A 17,755-nucleotide genomic window follows, 5' to 3' on the forward strand; every position below is an offset into this window, starting at 1 on the left:
AGGAAACCGGGATGTCCCGCACCGTCTATCTGAATGGCGATTACCTGCCCGAGACCGAGGCCAGGGTGTCGATCTTCGACCGCGGCTTCCTGATGGCCGACGGGGTTTACGAAGTCACCAGCGTGCTGGACGGCAAGCTGATCGATTTCGACGGGCACGCGGTCCGGCTCGAGCGTAGCCTGCGCGAACTGGACATGGACAGCCCGGTGACCAGGGACGAGCTGCTCGCGATCCACCGGGAACTGGTGGCGCGCAACGGCATCACGGACGGCATGATCTATCTGCAGATCACGCGTGGTGCCCCGGATGACCGCGATTTCGTCTTTCCCGATCCCGAAACCACGCCGCCGACGATCGTGCTGTTCACCCAGAACAAGCCAGGGCTGGCCGACAATCCGGCTGCCAGGGTCGGGATCAAGGTGATCGGCATCGAGGATCAGCGCTGGGGACGGCGCGACATCAAGACCGTGCAACTGCTCTACCCGTCGCTGGGCAAGATGATGGCCAAGAAGGCCGGCGCCGACGATGCCTGGATGATCGAGGACGGGATGGTGACCGAGGGCACCAGCAACAACGCCTATATCGTCAAGGGCGGCAAGATCATCACCCGCGCCCTGTCCAACGACATTCTGCACGGGATCACCCGCGCCGCCGTGCTGCGCTTTGCCCGCGAAGCGCAGATGGAGGTCGAGGAACGCAGTTTCTCGATCGACGAGGCCCGCGCGGCGGACGAGGCGTTCATCACCTCGGCCAGCACCTTTGTCATGCCGGTGGTGGAACTCGACGGGCAGCCCGTGGGCAATGGCCAGCCGGGGCCGGTCGCCGCGCGGCTGCGCGAAATCTACCTGGACGAAAGCCGCAAGGCCGCGATCTGACCGGGGCCGGGCGCCCCGGCGTCCGGCTCAGATGATCCACAGCAGCAGCGAGTCGGGCCAGAGCAGGCTCAGCCCCAGCGTGACCGCGTTTTCGAACAGGGTCCCCAGAACCGCCAGCATCGCCAGCCCGGTCAGGAACGGTTTCCAGGTCAGCCGCCGGTCGATCCGGTAGAGGTTGATCGCGGCGACCACCGCCAGCCCTGCCCACAGCGCATCGAACAGGTGGGTATGGGCCATGCCCCAGAACTGCGAGGTCTGCGAGGTTTGCGGGTTCGTGGCCAGCAGCGGCAGCAGGTGCTGGCTCGACGCGTAATAGGCGGTGTTCAGCAGGTTGCCCAGCGCCCCGAATCCGATCATCAGCGCCCAGTATTGCGCCGGTTCGGTGCTGCCCTCGGTCCGGCGCGACCAGTAATGCACGGTGGGCCAGGCCGGCAGCAGCAGCAGAACCAGCCAGAACAGCACCAGCACCTCGGCAAAGACCGGGTTCTGCGCCGTTTCCAGCACCGCGAACACGCCCTGCCGCCCGGTTTCGTCCACGGCACCGGACGGGTTGTAGAACGACGTGCCGACCACATACTGGATCAGCAGCGACCACGCGAAGAGATTGACCATCGCCTGCCGGGCGCCGGGATCGCGGGTCAGGCGATAATAGCGCAGCGGCGCCGTGACGAACCGCATCAGCACCGGGGCAAAGCCGAAGAAGGACAGGAACAGGGACAGCAGGATCGGCACCGGCGTTGCGGTGCGGGCGCCGGTGCGAACGCGGTGAAGGAACATCGGTGGCCTCGCTGGTTGAACCAGCACCACTTTCCCGGCTAACCGCCGGGATTCAACCGCAAATCATTTCCTGTCGATGACGTTCTCGCGGAACGAGACCTCGAACTCGGCCTGCTGCTCGGCGCTGGCCTCGGTCTGGAACGCCGCCTTCCAGTCGTCATAGGGCATGCCATAGAAGATCTCGCGCGCCTGCGCCTTGTCGATGTCGATGCCGCGGTCGGTGGCGGCCTCCTGGTACCAGCGCGACAGGCAATTGCGGCAGAACCCGGCCAGGTTCATCAGGTCGATATTCTGCACGTCGGACCGGTCGTCCATCAGGTGCCTGCGCAGCCGGCGAAAGGCGGCGGCTTCGATCTCGGTCTGGGTCTGCTTGTCCATGTCAGGCTCCGCTGCGGCCGGGGTTGCGCCCGTTCCCCTGCCTAGCAATCCGCGCCCGCCAAGGCAACGGCACCGGCGGTCACGCCGGGGTCACAGCCCCGAGACGCCCAGCGCGTCCTGCAACACCACCGCCAGCCGTCCGGCCCAGTGTTTCTGGCCCGCGCTGTCGGCAATCAGGTCGTTGCGCAGTTCGATCAGCACGTTGGGCCGGTGATGCGCAGTGCAGTGCCGGTCGATCGCATCGCCCGGCAGATAGCCGGTATAGGGCTGGTTGACGCCCACGCACAGATCGTCCTCGGCCCGCAGCCGGTCGATCAGCGGCGCCGAGAACCGTTCGTCATCGGTATGCAGCACGCCGACATGCCAGGGCCGGGGATCGCGCCCGCGCAGCTGCCGGGTAAAGGAATGAACCGACACGATCACCGCATGGGGCAGCGCCGCCATCCGCGCGAGGGTGTCGTGATACGGGCGGTAGCACAGGTTCAGGCGCCGTTCGATCTCGGCCCGGTCCGCGCCGCGGTTGGCGGGGATGATCGACCCGTCATAGAGCTTCATCACCAGCGTCGGATCGTCCTCGCCCCGGTTAGGGTCGATCACGAGGCGCGAGAAATTGGCCGCCACCGCCGGCGCGTCCAGCGCCTGCGCCAGCTGCTGCGCCACCCCCCAGGCGCCCACGTCATAGGCGATGTGGCGCTCCATGTCCTCGTGCGGCAGGCCCAGATCGCCGCCGGCGACCTGCGGCGGCACGCAGTTGGTGGCGTGATCGCAGGTGATCAGCCAGCGGCCGGGGCGGTTCTCGCCGATCAGGTAACAGGGGGAATACGTCATGTGCCTGTGATGTTGTTGCCCGAACCAATAGGCCAGTTGTCCGCCAATGGGAATTGGGCCATAAGCGGAACAGCCGTGTTTGCGGTAACAACCTGCCGGCTTGGGGACCAAAGGGGCGATAAGGATGAGAAGAGAGCGCAACGTCAAGATCGTGGCCACGCTGGGCCCGGCATCGTCCAGCTATGATGTCATCCGGGCGCTGCACGAGGCGGGCGCCGACGTGTTCCGCCTGAACATGAGCCACGGCACCCATGACGAGATCGCCAGCCGGCATCGGATCATTCGCCAGGTCGAAGAGGACCTGGACAGCCCGATCGCGATTCTCGCGGACCTGCAGGGGCCGAAACTGCGCGTGGGAGAGTTCGCCGAAGGGGCGCATGACCTGGCCGACGGCGCGTCCTTCCGGCTCGATCTCGATGCGGCGCCGGGCGACGCGCGCCGCGTCCAGCTGCCGCATCCCGAGATCTTCGCCGCGCTCAGCCCCGGCGCCACGCTGCTGGTGAATGACGGCAAGATCCGCCTGAAGGTCGCGAACTGCGGCGACGATTTCGCCGATTGCGAGGTGATCGCGGGCGGCACGATCTCGGACCGCAAGGGCGTGAACGTGCCCGACGCGGTGCTGCCGCTGGCGGCGCTGTCCGAAAAGGACCGCGCCGACCTGGAATTCGTCTGCGGGCTGGGTGTCGACTGGCTGGCGTTGTCCTTTGTCCAGCGCGCGGCGGATGTGCGCGAGGCGCGGGACCTGGCCGCCGGCCGCGCCGCGATCCTGTCGAAGATCGAGAAACCCGCCGCGGTGGCCAGTTTCGACGACATCCTCGAGGCCTCCGACGGGATCATGGTCGCCCGTGGCGATCTGGGCGTCGAACTGCCGGTTCAGGCGGTGCCGCCGATCCAGAAACGGCTGGTGCGCCGCTGCCGCGCCGCCGCCAAGCCGGTGATCGTGGCCACCCAGATGCTGGAAAGCATGATCGAAAGCCCGATGCCGACCCGTGCCGAGGTTTCCGACGTGGCCACCGCCATCTACGAAGGCGCCGACGCGGTGATGCTCAGCGCCGAATCGGCGGCCGGGAACTACCCGGTCGAGGCGGTGGAAACGATGGACAAGGTCGCCGCCGAGGTCGAAACCGACCCGAATTATACCCAGATCATCGCCTCGTCGCGCACCGCCAAGGGCGACAGCGTGGCCGACGCCATCGTGGCCGCCGCCCGCGAGATCGCGGAAAAGACCGATATCAAGGCGATCTGCTGCTATACCCAGAGCGGCACCACCGCGCTTCTGACCGCGCGGGAACGCCCCGGCGTGCCGATCATCGCCCTGACCAGCCTGCGCGGCACCGCCCGGCGCCTGTGCCTGAGCTGGGGCTGCAACTGCGTGATGGCCGATGAAATGGACCGGTTCAAGACAGCGGTCATCAACGCCACCCGCGCCGCCCGTTCGGGCGGTTTCGCCAGCGGAACCGACCAGATCGTGATCACCGCCGGGGTGCCTTACAACGTGCCCGGCACGACGAATATCCTGCGCGTCGCCCCCTGCGACGAACGGCTGATCTACCGGACCGACCCCGACTGACACTGTCTGGCCCGGACCGCCCCCTGGTGACGCCCTGTTAGCGACGTTTGCGGAAACCGATTCTGCAAAGGGCCGGTTTCGTCCTATTCTGGGGCGAATCGCAGCGGAGCCCCACATGACCCCGGAAATCGCGCTCGTTATCGGACTGGTGCTCGCCGCGATGGTGATCCCGTCGGCCTTTTCCGACTTTGCCGCGCGGCGCCCGCCGCGCACAACGGCGCTGGTCGCGCTGGTGGCGGGGCTGCTGGTCTGGTATGCGCTGCGCACCGTTCCAGGCGGGCTGACCCTGTCCGAAATCCCGGATGCGTTCTTTGACGGCATCGGCCAGATCCTGCACTGAGGCTGCCCGGAAAATTCGCTTGCGCGTGCGCCATTCATTGCGTAAACGGCCCATCTGACCGCGCGACCGGCCCAAGCGGCATGCCGAGTCGCGTGTTAACCGAACCCGACGAACAGGAGACGGAAATGCCCAAGATGAAGACCAAGTCGAGCGCCAAGAAGCGCTTCAAGGTGACTGGAACCGGTAAGGTCCTGTCGGCCCAGGCCGGCAAGCGCCACGGCATGATCAAGCGGACCAAGAAGTTCATCCGCGACGCCCGCGGCACCACCACCCTGTCCGCCCCCGACGCCAAGATCGTCAAGGGCTACATGCCCTACGACCGCTAAGAGGAGATACGCTCATGTCCCGCGTCAAAGGTGGAACCACGACCCACGCCCGCCACAAGAAAGTGGTCAAGGCCGCCAAAGGTTACTATGGCCGCCGCAAGAACACCTTCAAGGTGGCCCGTCAGGCCGTCGACAAGGCCAACCAGTATGCGACCCGCGACCGCAAGAACCGCAAGCGCAACTTCCGCGCCCTGTGGATCCAGCGGATCAACGCCGCCGTCCGCGCCCATGACGAGGCGCTGACGTATTCGCGCTTCATCAACGGCCTGTCGCTGGCCGGGATCGAAGTGGACCGCAAGGTTCTGGCCGACCTGGCCGTGCACGAACCCGAAGCGTTCGGCGCCATCGTCGAAAAGGCCAAGGGCGCGCTGGCCGCGTAACCGCCGCCATAGCCGATAGTCCAGGGCCGTCCCGCCGGGGCGGCCCTTTTCCTTGCCATGGTTGTCACGCGCGGCCCGATCGGGTATCGGCCAGTTGTCAGGACAAGGAGATCTATGCGCAGAAGCTCTGGGGTCACCCGCGAGACGGGTCCGACGGCCGGGTGGCCGAACCAAACTTGCTGCGCATATGCGCCTTACTGACAGGATAATCACATGACCAACACCTATCGCATCCGGCCCTACCGGCCGGAGGACCGGCCGCGCCTGCTGGAGATCTGGCGGAGCGCCTCGGAGATCGCGCACCCGTTTTTCACCGCCGCGCAACTGGATGACCAGCAGCGCCTCGTCGGCGACATCTATCTGGAACAGGCCGAAACCCATGTCGCGGTGGATGCCGCCGGCCAGCCGCTGGGGTTCATCGGGCTGCTCGACAATTTCATCGGCGGGCTGTTCGTGGCCCCGGCCCTGCACGGCCGGGGCATCGGGCGCGGGCTGGTGCGCCATGCGCTGTCGGACCGGGACGGGCTGGAACTCGAGGCCTATGCCGCCAATACCGGTGCCATCGGTTTCTATCGCGGCCTCGGCTTCACCGAGATGTCGCGGCGCGGAACCGATGACAACGGCCTGCCCTTCGAACTGGTGAGGCTGCGCCTCTCGCGCTAGCGGCCAGCCTCGGGCCAACGACCGGCGGCGGCCCGCAGGCCGCCGCCGATTTTGCCGGTCAGCCCGGTCACTTGCGACCCGGGCGCGGCGTCGTTTCCCGGTCAGAGCCCGGCATACACCGCGCGCTCAAAGGCGTCGTAGGTCTCTTGCATCGGCGGTTCGACGAAGGGCAGCGACTGGGTCATGATCACCGCGGCCACGTCGCTGGCCGGGTCGAACCAGTAATGCGTGTTGCAGACCCCGGCCCAGCCCTGCGACCCGGCGCGGCGTTTGCCGGGCTGGTCGGCCTCGCTGCGCACGAAGGCAAAGCTGTGGGTGGTGCCGGGCGGAAGTTCCACATCCGCGCTGACCGCCGGCGCCACCGTGTACATGTTCTGAAAGGTCAGCCCATGCATCTGGTCGGCCAGCATCTCGGCCACGGCCGGTTCGCTCAGCACCCGTTCGCCATCCAGTTGCCCTTTGTTCAGGACCATCCGCAGGAACCGCATGTAATCCGGCGCGGTGGAATAGAGCGCGTGCCCCATGCCGTAGACTTCCGGTTTCGGCGGCGGCGCGAGTTCGAAGGGCACGAACGCGCCGTCCTCGCCCCGCATCGACACCTGCGCCAGCCGGTCGGTCAGCGCGTCCGGCTCAAAGGCGGTATCGCCCATGCCCAGCGGGTCGAAGATCTCCTGCTGGCAGAAGGCATCGATGCGGCGCCCGTCCACCGCCTCGACCACGCGGCCCAGCCAGTCGATCGACAGGCCATAGCCCCAGCGGGTGCCCGGATCGAAGGTCAGCGGATAGTTCAAGGATGCCAGCCTGCCGCTCAGCACCGTCGCCACCCCGGCCGCGCCGAGATAGCGCGGCACGTCCGGGTTCCAGAATTCGTATTCGATCCCGCTGGTATGGGTGGCGAGGTTGCGCACGGTGGCGACGGTTTTCGGCGGCCGCATCACCGGGGTGTCGCCGTCCCAGCCGTCGAGCACCTGCAGGTCGTTCCACTCGGGCAGCACGTCGCCGACCGGGGTTTCCATGTCCAGCTTGCCCCGGTCCAGCAGGATCATCGCCGCCACCGAGCCGATCGCCTTGGTCATCGAGAAGATGCGGAACGCGGTATCCTCGCCCGCCGCGCGGCCCGGCGCCGCCTCGCCCGCCGCGCCGCTGAAGGTAATGCCGCCGGCATTGCCGACCATGCCCACGGCAAAGGGCACCTTGCCTGCCGCCACGGCGTCGTCCAGAACCGCCTGTAATGTCGCCATCGTTTCCTCCCGTCTCAACGATACGGCGCCACCCTATCGGCGGCCCCGCCCCGCGTCCACGCCCCTGCCCGCCTGCTTGCAATCGCCCGGCGGGGCGGCTAGCAGGTCACGGACCAACCGGGGCCCATTTCGGAGGATTGTCATGGACGATCTGAAAGCCAGATACCTGAGCCAGATCGCCGACGCGGCGGACGAGGACGCGCTCGAGGCGATCCGCGTCGCCGCCGTGGGCAAGAAGGGCGAGGTGTCGCTGAAGATGCGCGAACTGGGCCGGATGACGCCCGACGAACGCCAGGTGGCCGGCCCCGCGCTGAACGCGCTGAAGAACGAACTCAACTCGGCCCTGTCCGCGCGCAAGGCGGCGCTGGCCGATGCGGCGCTGAACGAACGGCTGCGCGGCGAATGGCTGGACGTGACCCTGCCCGCCCGCGACCGTCGCCAGGGCACGCTGCACCCGGTGGGCCAGGTAACCGAGGAACTGACCGCGATCTTTGCCGAACTGGGCTTTTCGGTCGCCGAAGGGCCGCGGGTGGAAACCGACCATTACAATTTCGACGCGCTGAACATCCCCGGCCACCACCCGGCGCGGGCGGAAATGGACACGTTCTACATGGCGCGCGCCGAGGGCGACAACCGCCCGCCCCATGTGCTGCGCACCCATACCAGCCCGGTGCAGATCCGGTCGATGGAGGCGCAGGGCGCGCCCATCCGCATCATCTGCCCCGGCGGCGTCTATCGCGCCGACTACGACCAGACCCACACGCCGATGTTCCACCAGGTCGAAGGCCTGGCCATCGACCGCGACATTTCCATGGCCAACCTGAAATGGGTGCTCGAGGAATTCTTTGCCGCGTTTTTCGAGATCGACGGCATCAAGACCCGGTTCCGCGCCAGCCATTTCCCCTTCACCGAACCCTCGGCCGAGGTCGATATCCAGTGTTCCTGGGTCGACGGGCAATTGCGGATCGGCGAAGGCGACGACTGGATGGAGGTGCTGGGCTCGGGCATGGTGCATCCCAACGTGCTGCGCGCCGGCGGCATCGACCCCGAGCAATGGCAGGGCTTTGCATTCGGCATGGGCATCGACCGGCTGGCGATGCTGAAATACGGCATCCCCGACCTGCGCGCGTTTTTCGATTCAGACCTGCGCTGGCTGCGGAATTACGGTTTTGCGAGTTTGGATGTGCCGACCTTGCATGGGGGGTTGAGCCGGTGAGGCGTGACGACGACCTGATAAGAAGCTTGCTGTTCGAATTCGAGCAGCAGGAGGATTGGAGCCTTCTCTTTGTCAAAACCCTTTCAATGGACGCCATCGATCGCAACCGGCTTGGCCACATTCATTTGATGTGTGATGCCGGTCTGGTTGCCCCGGTAAACAACGACGCTTACCGGCTCACGAATACCGGGCACGACTACCTTGCAGCAATCCGAAGCGACACCGTTTGGCAACGGACGAAAAACGGTGCGGCGAAGGTCGGCGGCTTGACGCTGGGAATGATGAAGGACTTGGCGGTCGCATATGTAAAGCAAGAGGCCAACAATAGACTGGGGATTCAACTATGAAATTCACCCTCTCCTGGCTGAAAGACCATCTCGACACCGACGCCTCGGTGGACGAGATCGCCGAGGCGCTGACCGATCTCGGGCTCGAGGTCGAGGACATCACCGACCCCGCCGCGCGGCTGGCCGATTTCACGCTCGGCTATGTGAAACACGCCGAGAAACACCCCGATGCCGACCGGCTGCGGGTGTGCAGGGTCGAGACCGACGAGGGCGAGAAACAGATCATCTGCGGCGCCCCCAATGCGCGCGAGGGGATCACCGTGGTGGTCGCGAAACCCGGCACCTATGTGCCCGGCATCGACACCACCATCCAGGTCGGCAAGATCCGCGGCATCGAGAGCCACGGCATGATGGCCAGCGAACGCGAGATGGAACTGTCGGAAGAACATGATGGCATCATCGAACTGCCCTCGGGCAAGGTCGGCGACCGGTTCATCGACTGGCTGGCCGAAAACGACCCGGCCAAGGTGGACCCGGTGATCGAGATCGCGATCACACCGAACCGCCCCGATGCGCTGGGGGTGCAGGGCATCGCCCGCGACCTCGCCGCGCGCGGGCTCGGCACGCTGAAACAGCGCGATGGCGACCCGGTCCCCGGCGATTTCCCCTGCCCGGTCGCGGTGAGCATCGACGACGACACCGCCGATGGCTGCCCGCTCTTTGCCGGGCGCGTGATCCGGGGCGTCCGGAACGGCCCCAGCCCGCAATGGCTGCAGGACCGGCTGCGCGCGATCGGGCTGCGGCCGATCTCGGCGCTGGTCGATATCACCAATTTCTTCACCTATGACCGCAACCGCCCGCTGCATGTGTTCGACATGGCCAAGGTGGCGGGTGGCCTGCGCGTCCATCGCGCCAGCGGCGGCGAGAGCCTGACCGCGCTCGATGAACGGGATTATGTCCTGCAACCGGGCATGATGGTGATTTCCGACGACAACGGCCCCGAGAGTATCGCCGGGATCATGGGCGGCGAGGAAACCGGCGTGACCGGCGACACCGTCGACGTGTTCGTGGAAAGCGCCTATTGGAACCATGTCCAGATCGCGCTGACCGGCCGGTCGCTGAAGATCAATTCGGACGCGCGGTACCGGTTCGAACGGGGGGTGGACCCCGCGTTCACCCTGACCGGGCTGGAACTGGCCACGCGGATGATCCTCGATATCTGCGGCGGCGAACCGTCCGATGTGGTGGTGGCCGGCGCGGTGCCGGATCATTCCCGCGCCTATGCGCTGGACACGAAACGGGTGCAGAGCCTCGTCGGCATGGACATTCCCGCGGCGGATCAGCGCCAGACCCTGACCCGGCTGGGGTTCCGGCTGGAGGGCGACATGGCGCATGTGCCGCCCTGGCGCCCTGATGTGCAGGGCCCGGCCGACCTGGTCGAAGAGGTCGCGCGCATCGCCTCGCTCACCCGGCTGGAGGGGCGGCCGCTGGCGCGCCTCGGCGACGGCGTGCCGCGCCCGGTGATGACCCCGCAGCAGCGGCGCAGCCAGGCGGCGCGGCGGACCTGCGCGGCGCTGGGCTACAACGAATGCGTCACCTATTCCTTCATCGACCGGCAGGCCGCGGCGCTGTTCGGCGGCGGCGATGACGCCACCATGCTGGAAAACCCGATCAGTTCGGAAATGAGCCACCTGCGCCCGGCGCTGCTGCCCGGCCTGCTGCGGGCGGCGGCGCGCAACCAGGCGCGCGGCTACATGGACCTGGCGCTGTTCGAATCCGGCCCGGCCTTTCATGGCGGCGAACCCGGCGAACAGCACCTGCTGATCAGCGGGCTGCTGGTCGGCCGCACCGGCCCCAAGGACGTGCATGGCGCGTCGCGCCCGGTCGATGTCTATGACGTCAAGGCCGATGCCGAGGCGGTGCTGGCCGCGATCGGGGCTCCGGCCAGGGTGCAGATCCTGCGCGGGGCCCGCGACTGGTGGCATCCGGGAAGGCACGGCCGCATCTGCCTGGGGCCGAAAAAGGTGCTGGGCGTATTCGGTGAACTGCACCCCAGGGTGCTGGCCGAGATGGATGTGAAAGGCCCGGCGATGGCGTTTACGATCTGGCCCGGCCAGGTGCCGCTGCCCCGCCGGTCGGGCGCCGCCCGCGGCGCGCTCGAACTGCGCGACCTGCAGGCGGTCGAACGCGATTTCGCCTTTGTCGTCGACGCGGATGTCGAGGCGCTGGCACTGGTGAACGCCGCCGCCGGGGCCGACAAGGCGCTGATCGAATCCGTGCGCGTCTTTGACGAATTCATCGGCGGCAGCCTGGGCGAGGGCAAGAAATCGCTGGCCATCACCGTGCGGCTGCAGCCGACCGAAACGACGCTGAAGGACGCCGATATCGAAGCCGTCGGCACCCGGATCGTCGAAAAGGTCGCCAAGGCCACGGGCGGCGTCCTGCGCGGCTGACCATCCGCCGATCGCCGGCAGGTCCGGCGGCGACCTGCCGCCGGGTCATCCCGCATGACAGGCCGGTCCGGTATCGCGCGATACCGGAGCGGGCATTGTTCTTCGACGGTTCGGAGCCGACCATGTGTCCGAACCGAAACACGGAGAATGACGTGCTCGAGAAAATCGAAACCATGCAGCAGGCGTTGGGTCGCACACCGCATCTGGTCCGGCTCGGCCGGCTGTTCTCGGACATCGTGCTGCTGCAGGTGGACGAGGCGGAATATTACCTGCATTTCGACAGGGGCCAGCTGGCCCGGATTGAACCCGGCCCCAGCCGCAAGACCCCGTGGCGTTTTGCGCTCAGGACCGATGCCGAAGCCCTGCGCGCGTTCTGGGAACCGCGCCCCGAACCGGGGTTCCACGACCTGTTCGGGCTGGTCAAGATCGAACGCGCCCGGATCGACGGTGACATCCTCGCGCTGGTCAAGAACCTGAGGTTCTTCAAGGAATTCATGGCATTGGGACGCAAGGGGACACGGGTATGAGCGTGGAACCGATCACCGGGCGCTACCTGACGGTCGATATCGAAGGCCGCACGCAGCGCATCTATTTTGAGGAAGCGGGCCAGGGCCGGCCGGTTCTGTGCATGCACACCGCCGGGGCCGACACCCGGCAATGGCGGCACCTGATGAACGATGCCGGGATCACCGGCGGCAACAGGCTCATTGCCTTTGACATGCCCTGGCACGGCAAGTCGCTGCCGCCCGAGGGCTTCGAGACCGAGGAATACCTGCTGACCACCGAAACCTATATCGCCACGGTGCTGGCGGTGATCGAGGGGCTGGGGCTGGACCGGCCGGTGCTGGCGGGCTGCTCGATGGGCGGGCGGATCGCGTTGCAGCTGGCGGCGCTGCATGGCGACCGCTTTGCCGGTTTCATCGCCATCGAGGCATCCGATTTCCAACCTGCATGGTATGACATCGACTGGTTCCACCGCCCCGACGCCCATGGCGGCGAAATGGGCGCGGCGCTGGTTTCGGCCAATATCTCGCCCCATGCGCCCGAGGCCGAACGCTGGAACACGCAGTGGATGTTCATGGCCAGCGGGCCGGGCGTGTTCCGGGGCGATCTGGGTTTCTACACCCGCGACGACAGCCTGATCGGGCGGCTGGGCCAAATCGACACCAAGGCAACGCCGGTGCATATCATGGTCGGCGCCTATGACCTGACCTGCACGCCCGAGGATGCCCAGCGCACCGCCGACGCGATCCCCGGCGCGACGATCGCGGTGATGGACGAACTGGGCCATTTCCCGATGAGCGAACACCCCGAGGGGTTCCGGCCCTTCTTTCTCGACGCGCTGGCGCGGATGCGCGCGGGCCAGGAGGTGGCGGCGTGACCACCCCTTGCATCGTCTGCGTCGCCATCACCGGCAGCCTGCCGCAGAAATCCGACAACCCGGCGGTGCCGGTCAGCATCGCCGAACAGGTGGAAAGCACCCATGCAGCGTTCGAGGCCGGGGCCAGCATCGTGCATGCGCATGTGCGCAACGACGATGGCAGCCCCAGTTCCGACCCGGACCGGTTCGCCCGGCTCAAGGAGGGGCTGGACCGCCATTGCCCCGGCATGATCATCCAGTTTTCCACCGGCGGACGTTCCGGCGCGGGCAAGGCGCGCGGCGCGATGCTGCCGCTGCGGCCCGACATGGCATCACTGTCGGTCGGGTCGAACAATTTTCCGACACGGGTCTATGAAAACCCGCCCGACCTGGTCGATTGGCTGGCGGCAGAGATGCTGGCCCATGACATCAAGCCCGAGATCGAGGCCTTCGACCTGTCGCATATCCTGCAGGCCCATGCGATGTGGCAGCGCGGCCAGATCCGCGATCTGCCCTATGTGCAATTCGTCATGGGGGTGAAAAACGCCATGCCCGCCGATCGCGCCGTGTTCGATTGCTATATACGCACCGTGCATCGGCTGTTCGGGCCGGATGCGCCCTGGTGCGCGGCCGGTATCGGGCGGCACCAGGCCGAACTGAACGACTGGGCGATTGCCGCCGGCGGCCATGCCCGCACCGGGCTCGAGGACAATATCCGCCTCAGCCGCGACCGGCTGGCGCCATCCAATGCCGCGCTGGTCACGCGCACGGTCGAGATCTGCGCGAAACATGGCCGCGAGGTGGCCAGCCCGGCCGAGGCGCGGCGCATCCTCGGGCTGCGTCAGGGCGCGGCGGTCCCGGCCTGATCCTGCGCCGCCCGGACCCTGCGCGCAAAGCGCTGCGCGATGGTGACGAATTGGTTGGTGTGCACGCTCTGATTGTCGCGCCGCACCGCCAGCGAAATCGCGGTGCCGGGGTTGTAGCCGTCATAGGGCCGGAACACGACCCCGTGGCGGGCCGATTGCGACACCGATTGCGGCACCACCGAAACCCCAACCCCCACCGAAACCAGCGCGATCGCGGTCTGGTAATCCTGCGCCAGAACCTCTGAGTCGGGGATGAAGCCCTCTTTCTTGCAGATGTCGAGAATCCCGTCGGCAAAGCTGGGCCGCGGCCGGCGGGGATAGAGCACGAAGGTTTCGCGCTTCAGCTCGGCCAGCACCAGCCGGTCGCGGCCGGCCAGTTCGGATTCCGCCGGCAGCGCCAGGATCAGCGGTTCCCGGTGGATCTTCTCGCAGCGGATTTCGTCATCGTCCAGCGCCGGGCGGGCAAAGGCCACGTCGATCTGGCGTTCGATCAGCGCGGTCTTGAGCTGGGCGTTGTTCATCGCCGACAGCGCCAGTTCCACATCCGGATACTCGGCGCGAAAGGTGCGGATCAGTTCCGGCAGGACCCCATGGCTGGCCGAGCCGATGAAGGCGACGCGCAGCCGCCCGGCGGCACCTTCGCCGATGCGCCGGACCTCGCGCGCGGTGCGGTCGACCCGTTCGAGAATGTCGCGCGCGCGTTCCAGCAGGGCATCGCCGGCCTGGGTGCGCTTGATCTGGCTGCGCGAGCGGTCGAACAGCTGCACGCCGAGTTCGGCCTCGAGATGGGCGATCTGGCGGCTCAGCGGCGGCTGCGCGATGTCGAGCCGCACCGCCGCGCGACCGAAATGCAGTTCCTCGGCCACCGCGACGAAATAGGTCAGGCGCTTGAAATCCATATGTCCCTCCCGGCGGCCATCATCGGGCAGAAGGCGCGGCGCGGCAATGGTTCAGTCGCTGCGGGCGAACTCGGCCAGCGCGTCCTCGTCCAGTTCGACGCCCAGCCCCGGCCCGGTGGGCAGGTGCAGGTGGAAATCCTCGATCAGCAGCGGATCGCGGACGATCTCGCGCCGGTGCATGCGCGGGCCGAAATGTTCGCAGCCCCAGGGCAGGCGCGGCAGGCTGGCGAAAACCGCCAGATGCGCCGCCGCCCCGATCGAACCTTCGAGCAGGCAGCCGCCATAAAGCTCCATGCCCGCGGCCTCGGCCACCCGCGCGGCCTCGGCCAGCGCCATCAGCCCGCCGCTCTTGACCAGTTTCAGCGAATAGACGCTGCCGCATCCCATCGCGCCGGCGCGGGCGATCTCGCGATGGGTAAAGGCGGCCTCGTCCACCATCAGCGGGATCGGGCTTTGCGCCGCCACCCGCGCCATGCCCTCGTAATCGTCGCCCGGCAGCGGCTGTTCGATCAGCGACACGCCCAGGTCCCGCAGCGCGGGCAGGTGGCGCCGGCAATCGGCCTCGCTCCAGCCCTGGTTGGCATCGACAATCAGCCGCGCCATGCCGGGCAGGCCTTCACGCAGGCGGGTCAGGCGGGCAATGTCCTCTTCGGGCGTGGCAAAGCCCAGCTTGATCTTGAAATCGCGGTGTTCCCGGCGGTCGAGCTTGGCCCGCGCCTCTTCCAGTTCCTGTTCCGCATCGCCCGAGGCCAGCGCCCAGAGCACCGGCACGCGGTCGCGCAAGGCACCGCCGAACAGCGCCGCCAATGGCAATTCGAGCGTGCGGGTCAGCGCGTCGAGAATGGCGGTTTCGAGCGCCCCCTTGGCGGCATTGTTGCGGATCGCCGCGCGACCCATCCGCGCCGCGATCCCGGCCCATTGCGCCGCCGGGCAGCCGATCAGGCCGGGGGCGAGGTAACGGTCGATCACCGCCTTGATCGATTCCACCGATTCCTCGGCCCAGCGCGGACCGCCCAGCACCGCCGCCTCGCCGATGCCCTCGACCCCGTTTTCCAGCCGCACCCGGACCAGCACGAATTCGCGGGTGCTCATCTCGGTGTTGGACAGCCGGTGGCGGCGGATGCTGGGCAGGGCAACGATCGTGGTGGTGATCTCGCGGATCGCGGTATCCCGGTCCGGGTCGCGGAGACGCGCGAAATCGGGGGCCAGATCGACGGCGGGCTGGGTCATGGAAAGGCTCCGTCCCGGAGGGGAAAAAAGGTGCCGCCCGAGGCGGCACCAGTCAGGGAGAGTTGGGCTATTCGGCGGCGACGGACTGGGCCGACGCCTCTGCCTTGAGGCGGAAATCGAAGGTCATCACCAGGTCGGTATCCGCGCCCGCGGGGGCCGGTTTCATCTCGCCGATCAGGCTTTCCTTGACCGCAAAGACCGAGTCGTTGTCGAGATACTCGGTCTCGCTGTCGTAGATCTGGCTGATCAGCGGGTTGTAGCCGTCGCGCGAGATCATGAAATGGATGTGACCGGGGCGCATCGGGTGGTGGCCCATGAAATTCAGCAACTCGCCCGCCGCGCCGTCATAGGGGATCGGATAGGGTTCGGGACGCAGGCCGACGAATTCATAGGAACCGTCATCCTCGGTCAGGAAACGGCCGCGCAGGTTGTATTCCGGCTGGTCCGGGTCCTGCTGTTCATAAAGCCCGTTGGGCGCGTCTTCCCAGACATCGATCTGCACGCCCGGAATCGGCTGGCCGTCGGTGTCGACCACCCGGCCGGAAACGCGCACGGTCTGCTGGCCGTCGAAATCCTTCTGCACGATGCTGGCGCCCTTGGGCAGCACCGGCGGGTTCTCGCGATAGAACGGCCCGAGCACGGTGGATTCGCTTTCGCCCTCGGTCACCTTGTTGTCGAGCATGTCGACCAGGACCTCGACGCCGAGGATATCGCAGATCAGGATGAATTCGTTGCGCGCATCGTTCGAGATCTCGCCCGCGCGGCGCATCCATTCGCAGCCTTCGAGCCATTCGCCATGGGTCAGGTTCACCTCCTTGGCGAAGGCATGGAAATGCTTGATCGCGGCGGTCATGATTTCGCGGTTGCGATCGGGGATGTCCTTTTTCATCGCGCCGGTGACGGCCTCGGTGATGTTGTCGATGGTGATGTTACGCATGGTTCTCCTCCACTTGCGTCAGCTTGTTGGGATGGGTGTTACCAGATCGCCTCGGCGACCGGATCACAGAGTTCGGGAGCGGGCGCCTGACCCGCGATGGCGCCGAAACGCCCCTTGTAGAAGATCAGCGGCCGGGCACCGGGATCGGTTTCCAGCGCCCGCACCGCGCCGATGAATATCGTGTGGTCGCCCGCCTCTACCGCGTTGACCACGTCGCAGGCATAGGCCGCCAGCGCCCCGCGGATCACCGGCAGGCCGCCGAGATCGGCAAACGGATTGCGCAGCGCCGGGTCGGGACGACCGGCGAAATGCCAGGCGAGGCCTTCCATGCCCTCGGCCAGCGTGCTGACCGCGAAACGTCCGCTGCGATGCAGCAGCGGCAGGATCTTCGCCCTTTCCCCGATCGAGACCGAGATCAGCGGCGGGTCGAGCGAGATCGACATGAAGGCATTGGCGGTCATGCCGTGTTCGCCGTCGCTGTGATGGGTCGAGATCACGTTGACGCCGGTGCCGAACAGGCCGCAGGCATCGCGTAGCTGGCGGGGGTCGATGGTATTCATGCCGCAAGCCCCCCGCCCAGGCCGGGGCGCAGCAGCGCCTCGGCGGCGGCGTGCCGGCCCTGCTCCAGCAAGCCGCGGATGCGGGTCGACGACACCACCTCGCCGGCGGTGCAGCAGACCGGCGGTTCGATCCGAACCGGGAACCGGGTCGCGAGCAGGTCGACATCGCCCGCCTGTTTCGCGCCAAAGCGGAAATCGCCGCCGACGCGGATTTCCTGCGGGGACAGGCGCGACAGCCGCGCCATGAAGGCCGCGGGCGTCATCGACCGCAGCGTTTCGTCAAAGGAAAACACCACCACATGATCGGGGGCCAGCGCCGAGATCCGGGCCAGTTTCTCGGCAAGCGGGCAGAGCTGCGCGGCGCGGCCGAAGAACACCTTGGGCGGCGGATCGAAGGTGCAGACGACCGACGGCACGCCGGATGCCCGCGCCCGGCTCACGGCGCCGGAAATCAGCGCCTGGTGGCCTGAATGCACCCCGTCGAACGCACCCAGCGTGACGATGCTGGCATCGAGCCGGGGCACGTCACGGTGCCAGATCGTGGAATTCGGCTGATCGAACATGGCGGC

21 protein-coding genes are annotated in these 17,755 nt (G+C 67.0%); 12 read left to right on the forward strand and 9 right to left on the reverse strand.

The genetic code is table 11. The features are described from left to right. Positions 1-11 precede the first annotated feature (11 nt). Positions 12-875, forward strand: a complete 864-nt coding sequence (locus C6Y53_RS06960; RefSeq protein WP_106471784.1) for a D-amino-acid transaminase — start codon at positions 12-14, stop codon at positions 873-875. A 27-nt stretch (positions 876-902) separates the two neighbouring features. Here the strand turns inward: C6Y53_RS06960 and C6Y53_RS06965 are convergent, their stop codons facing one another. From C6Y53_RS06965 to C6Y53_RS06975, 3 genes are all read right to left on the reverse strand, one after another. Beyond that, the gene (locus C6Y53_RS06965; protein WP_106471785.1) at positions 903-1,652 is read right to left on the reverse strand and encodes a hypothetical protein; all 750 of its coding nucleotides are present in this window, start codon (positions 1,650-1,652) and stop codon (positions 903-905) included. Positions 1,653-1,715: 63 nt separating this feature from the next. Continuing rightward, positions 1,716-2,030: a DUF1244 domain-containing protein gene (locus C6Y53_RS06970; RefSeq protein ID WP_106471786.1), complete on the reverse strand. Its 315-nt coding sequence runs from the start codon at positions 2,028-2,030 to the stop codon at positions 1,716-1,718. A gap of 90 nt (positions 2,031-2,120) precedes the next feature. Then, complete coding sequence (locus C6Y53_RS06975; protein ID WP_106471787.1) at positions 2,121-2,858, reverse strand: N-formylglutamate amidohydrolase; 738 nt, start codon at positions 2,856-2,858, stop codon at positions 2,121-2,123. A gap of 124 nt (positions 2,859-2,982) precedes the next feature. On the opposite strand from C6Y53_RS06975, the gene pyk reads away from it, so the two are divergent. The 5 genes from pyk (at position 2,983) to C6Y53_RS07000 (ending at position 6,137) form a co-directional block, all read left to right on the forward strand. Continuing rightward, the gene (gene pyk, locus C6Y53_RS06980; protein WP_106471788.1) at positions 2,983-4,428 is read left to right on the forward strand and encodes a pyruvate kinase; all 1,446 of its coding nucleotides are present in this window, start codon (positions 2,983-2,985) and stop codon (positions 4,426-4,428) included. 115 nt (positions 4,429-4,543) lie between these two features. Further along, entirely contained in the window at positions 4,544-4,768 is a 225-nt protein-coding gene (locus tag C6Y53_RS20980) for a hypothetical protein (RefSeq protein ID WP_211299484.1), read from the forward strand. 125 nt (positions 4,769-4,893) lie between these two features. Then, complete coding sequence (rpmI, locus tag C6Y53_RS06990) at positions 4,894-5,094, forward strand: 50S ribosomal protein L35 (RefSeq protein WP_106473988.1); 201 nt, start codon at positions 4,894-4,896, stop codon at positions 5,092-5,094. A gap of 14 nt (positions 5,095-5,108) precedes the next feature. Continuing rightward, a complete protein-coding gene (gene rplT, locus C6Y53_RS06995) occupies positions 5,109-5,474 on the forward strand; it encodes a 50S ribosomal protein L20 (RefSeq protein ID WP_106471790.1) in 366 nt (121 codons plus the stop codon). A 213-nt stretch (positions 5,475-5,687) separates the two neighbouring features. After that, a complete protein-coding gene (locus C6Y53_RS07000; protein WP_106471791.1) occupies positions 5,688-6,137 on the forward strand; it encodes a GNAT family N-acetyltransferase in 450 nt (149 codons plus the stop codon). 101 nt (positions 6,138-6,238) lie between these two features. Here the strand turns inward: C6Y53_RS07000 and C6Y53_RS07005 are convergent, their stop codons facing one another. Continuing rightward, positions 6,239-7,378: a serine hydrolase domain-containing protein gene (locus C6Y53_RS07005; protein ID WP_106471792.1), complete on the reverse strand. Its 1,140-nt coding sequence runs from the start codon at positions 7,376-7,378 to the stop codon at positions 6,239-6,241. Between the two features lie 142 nt (positions 7,379-7,520). On the opposite strand from C6Y53_RS07005, the gene pheS reads away from it, so the two are divergent. The 6 genes from pheS (at position 7,521) to C6Y53_RS07035 (ending at position 13,560) form a co-directional block, all read left to right on the forward strand. Continuing rightward, entirely contained in the window at positions 7,521-8,594 is a 1,074-nt protein-coding gene (gene pheS / locus C6Y53_RS07010) for a phenylalanine--tRNA ligase subunit alpha (RefSeq protein ID WP_106471793.1), read from the forward strand. 26 nt (positions 8,595-8,620) lie between these two features. After that, complete coding sequence (locus tag C6Y53_RS07015) at positions 8,621-8,941, forward strand: DUF2513 domain-containing protein (RefSeq protein ID WP_244614959.1); 321 nt, start codon at positions 8,621-8,623, stop codon at positions 8,939-8,941. Further along, the gene (gene pheT, locus C6Y53_RS07020) at positions 8,938-11,334 is read left to right on the forward strand and encodes a phenylalanine--tRNA ligase subunit beta (RefSeq protein ID WP_106471795.1); all 2,397 of its coding nucleotides are present in this window, start codon (positions 8,938-8,940) and stop codon (positions 11,332-11,334) included. The genes C6Y53_RS07015 and pheT overlap by 4 nt, the downstream gene beginning before the upstream one ends. Before the next feature lie 152 nt (positions 11,335-11,486). Next, positions 11,487-11,861, forward strand: a complete 375-nt coding sequence (locus tag C6Y53_RS07025; protein ID WP_244614960.1) for a hypothetical protein — start codon at positions 11,487-11,489, stop codon at positions 11,859-11,861. Next, entirely contained in the window at positions 11,858-12,715 is an 858-nt protein-coding gene (locus tag C6Y53_RS07030) for an alpha/beta fold hydrolase (RefSeq protein ID WP_106471796.1), read from the forward strand. Before C6Y53_RS07025 ends, C6Y53_RS07030 begins: the two co-directional genes overlap by 4 nt. After that, positions 12,712-13,560, forward strand: a complete 849-nt coding sequence (locus C6Y53_RS07035; RefSeq protein WP_106471797.1) for a 3-oxoadipate:acetyl-CoA acetyltransferase — start codon at positions 12,712-12,714, stop codon at positions 13,558-13,560. The genes C6Y53_RS07030 and C6Y53_RS07035 overlap by 4 nt, the downstream gene beginning before the upstream one ends. Here C6Y53_RS07035 and C6Y53_RS07040 read toward each other — a convergent pair. From C6Y53_RS07040 to C6Y53_RS07060, 5 genes are all read right to left on the reverse strand, one after another. Beyond that, positions 13,536-14,459, reverse strand: a complete 924-nt coding sequence (locus tag C6Y53_RS07040; protein ID WP_106471798.1) for a LysR substrate-binding domain-containing protein — start codon at positions 14,457-14,459, stop codon at positions 13,536-13,538. The genes C6Y53_RS07035 and C6Y53_RS07040 overlap by 25 nt on opposite strands. A 51-nt stretch (positions 14,460-14,510) precedes the next feature. Then, entirely contained in the window at positions 14,511-15,689 is a 1,179-nt protein-coding gene (locus C6Y53_RS07045; protein WP_106471799.1) for a muconate/chloromuconate family cycloisomerase, read from the reverse strand. Between the two features lie 67 nt (positions 15,690-15,756). After that, the gene (locus tag C6Y53_RS07050; RefSeq protein ID WP_106471800.1) at positions 15,757-16,626 is read right to left on the reverse strand and encodes a dioxygenase family protein; all 870 of its coding nucleotides are present in this window, start codon (positions 16,624-16,626) and stop codon (positions 15,757-15,759) included. 38 nt (positions 16,627-16,664) lie between these two features. Then, positions 16,665-17,186, reverse strand: coding sequence for a flavin reductase family protein (locus C6Y53_RS07055; protein ID WP_106471801.1), 522 nt, complete (start codon positions 17,184-17,186; stop codon positions 16,665-16,667). Then, positions 17,183-17,749: an FAD synthetase gene (locus C6Y53_RS07060; RefSeq protein ID WP_106471802.1), complete on the reverse strand. Its 567-nt coding sequence runs from the start codon at positions 17,747-17,749 to the stop codon at positions 17,183-17,185. Before C6Y53_RS07060 ends, C6Y53_RS07055 begins: the two co-directional genes overlap by 4 nt. Between the last annotated feature and the right edge of the window lie 6 nt (positions 17,750-17,755).

The sequence above is a fragment of the Pukyongiella litopenaei genome (assembly GCF_003008555.2).
GTDB classification, from domain to species: domain Bacteria; phylum Pseudomonadota; class Alphaproteobacteria; order Rhodobacterales; family Rhodobacteraceae; genus Pukyongiella; species Pukyongiella litopenaei.

Bases quoted from the DNA above. Each gene is read 5' to 3' on its own strand.
- C6Y53_RS07060 (WP_106471802.1), bottom strand. From the start codon at position 17,749: ATGTTCGATCAGCCGAATTCCACGATCTGGCACCGTGACGTGCCCCGG.
- C6Y53_RS07000 (WP_106471791.1), top strand. From the start codon at position 5,688: ATGACCAACACCTATCGCATCCGGCCCTACCGGCCGGAGGACCGGCCG.
- C6Y53_RS06975 (WP_106471787.1), bottom strand. From the start codon at position 2,858: ATGACGTATTCCCCCTGTTACCTGATCGGCGAGAACCGCCCCGGCCGC.
- C6Y53_RS07050 (WP_106471800.1), bottom strand. From the start codon at position 16,626: ATGCGTAACATCACCATCGACAACATCACCGAGGCCGTCACCGGCGCG.
- C6Y53_RS07055 (WP_106471801.1), bottom strand. From the start codon at position 17,186: ATGAATACCATCGACCCCCGCCAGCTACGCGATGCCTGCGGCCTGTTC.
- C6Y53_RS07005 (WP_106471792.1), bottom strand. From the start codon at position 7,378: ATGGCGACATTACAGGCGGTTCTGGACGACGCCGTGGCGGCAGGCAAG.
- pheT (WP_106471795.1), top strand. From the start codon at position 8,938: ATGAAATTCACCCTCTCCTGGCTGAAAGACCATCTCGACACCGACGCC.
- C6Y53_RS06970 (WP_106471786.1), bottom strand. From the start codon at position 2,030: ATGGACAAGCAGACCCAGACCGAGATCGAAGCCGCCGCCTTTCGCCGG.
- C6Y53_RS20980 (WP_211299484.1), top strand. From the start codon at position 4,544: ATGACCCCGGAAATCGCGCTCGTTATCGGACTGGTGCTCGCCGCGATG.
- C6Y53_RS07045 (WP_106471799.1), bottom strand. From the start codon at position 15,689: ATGACCCAGCCCGCCGTCGATCTGGCCCCCGATTTCGCGCGTCTCCGC.
- rplT (WP_106471790.1), top strand. From the start codon at position 5,109: ATGTCCCGCGTCAAAGGTGGAACCACGACCCACGCCCGCCACAAGAAA.
- pyk (WP_106471788.1), top strand. From the start codon at position 2,983: ATGAGAAGAGAGCGCAACGTCAAGATCGTGGCCACGCTGGGCCCGGCA.
- C6Y53_RS06960 (WP_106471784.1), top strand. From the start codon at position 12: ATGTCCCGCACCGTCTATCTGAATGGCGATTACCTGCCCGAGACCGAG.
- C6Y53_RS07030 (WP_106471796.1), top strand. From the start codon at position 11,858: ATGAGCGTGGAACCGATCACCGGGCGCTACCTGACGGTCGATATCGAA.
- C6Y53_RS06965 (WP_106471785.1), bottom strand. From the start codon at position 1,652: ATGTTCCTTCACCGCGTTCGCACCGGCGCCCGCACCGCAACGCCGGTG.
- pheS (WP_106471793.1), top strand. From the start codon at position 7,521: ATGGACGATCTGAAAGCCAGATACCTGAGCCAGATCGCCGACGCGGCG.
- C6Y53_RS07040 (WP_106471798.1), bottom strand. From the start codon at position 14,459: ATGGATTTCAAGCGCCTGACCTATTTCGTCGCGGTGGCCGAGGAACTG.
- rpmI (WP_106473988.1), top strand. From the start codon at position 4,894: ATGCCCAAGATGAAGACCAAGTCGAGCGCCAAGAAGCGCTTCAAGGTG.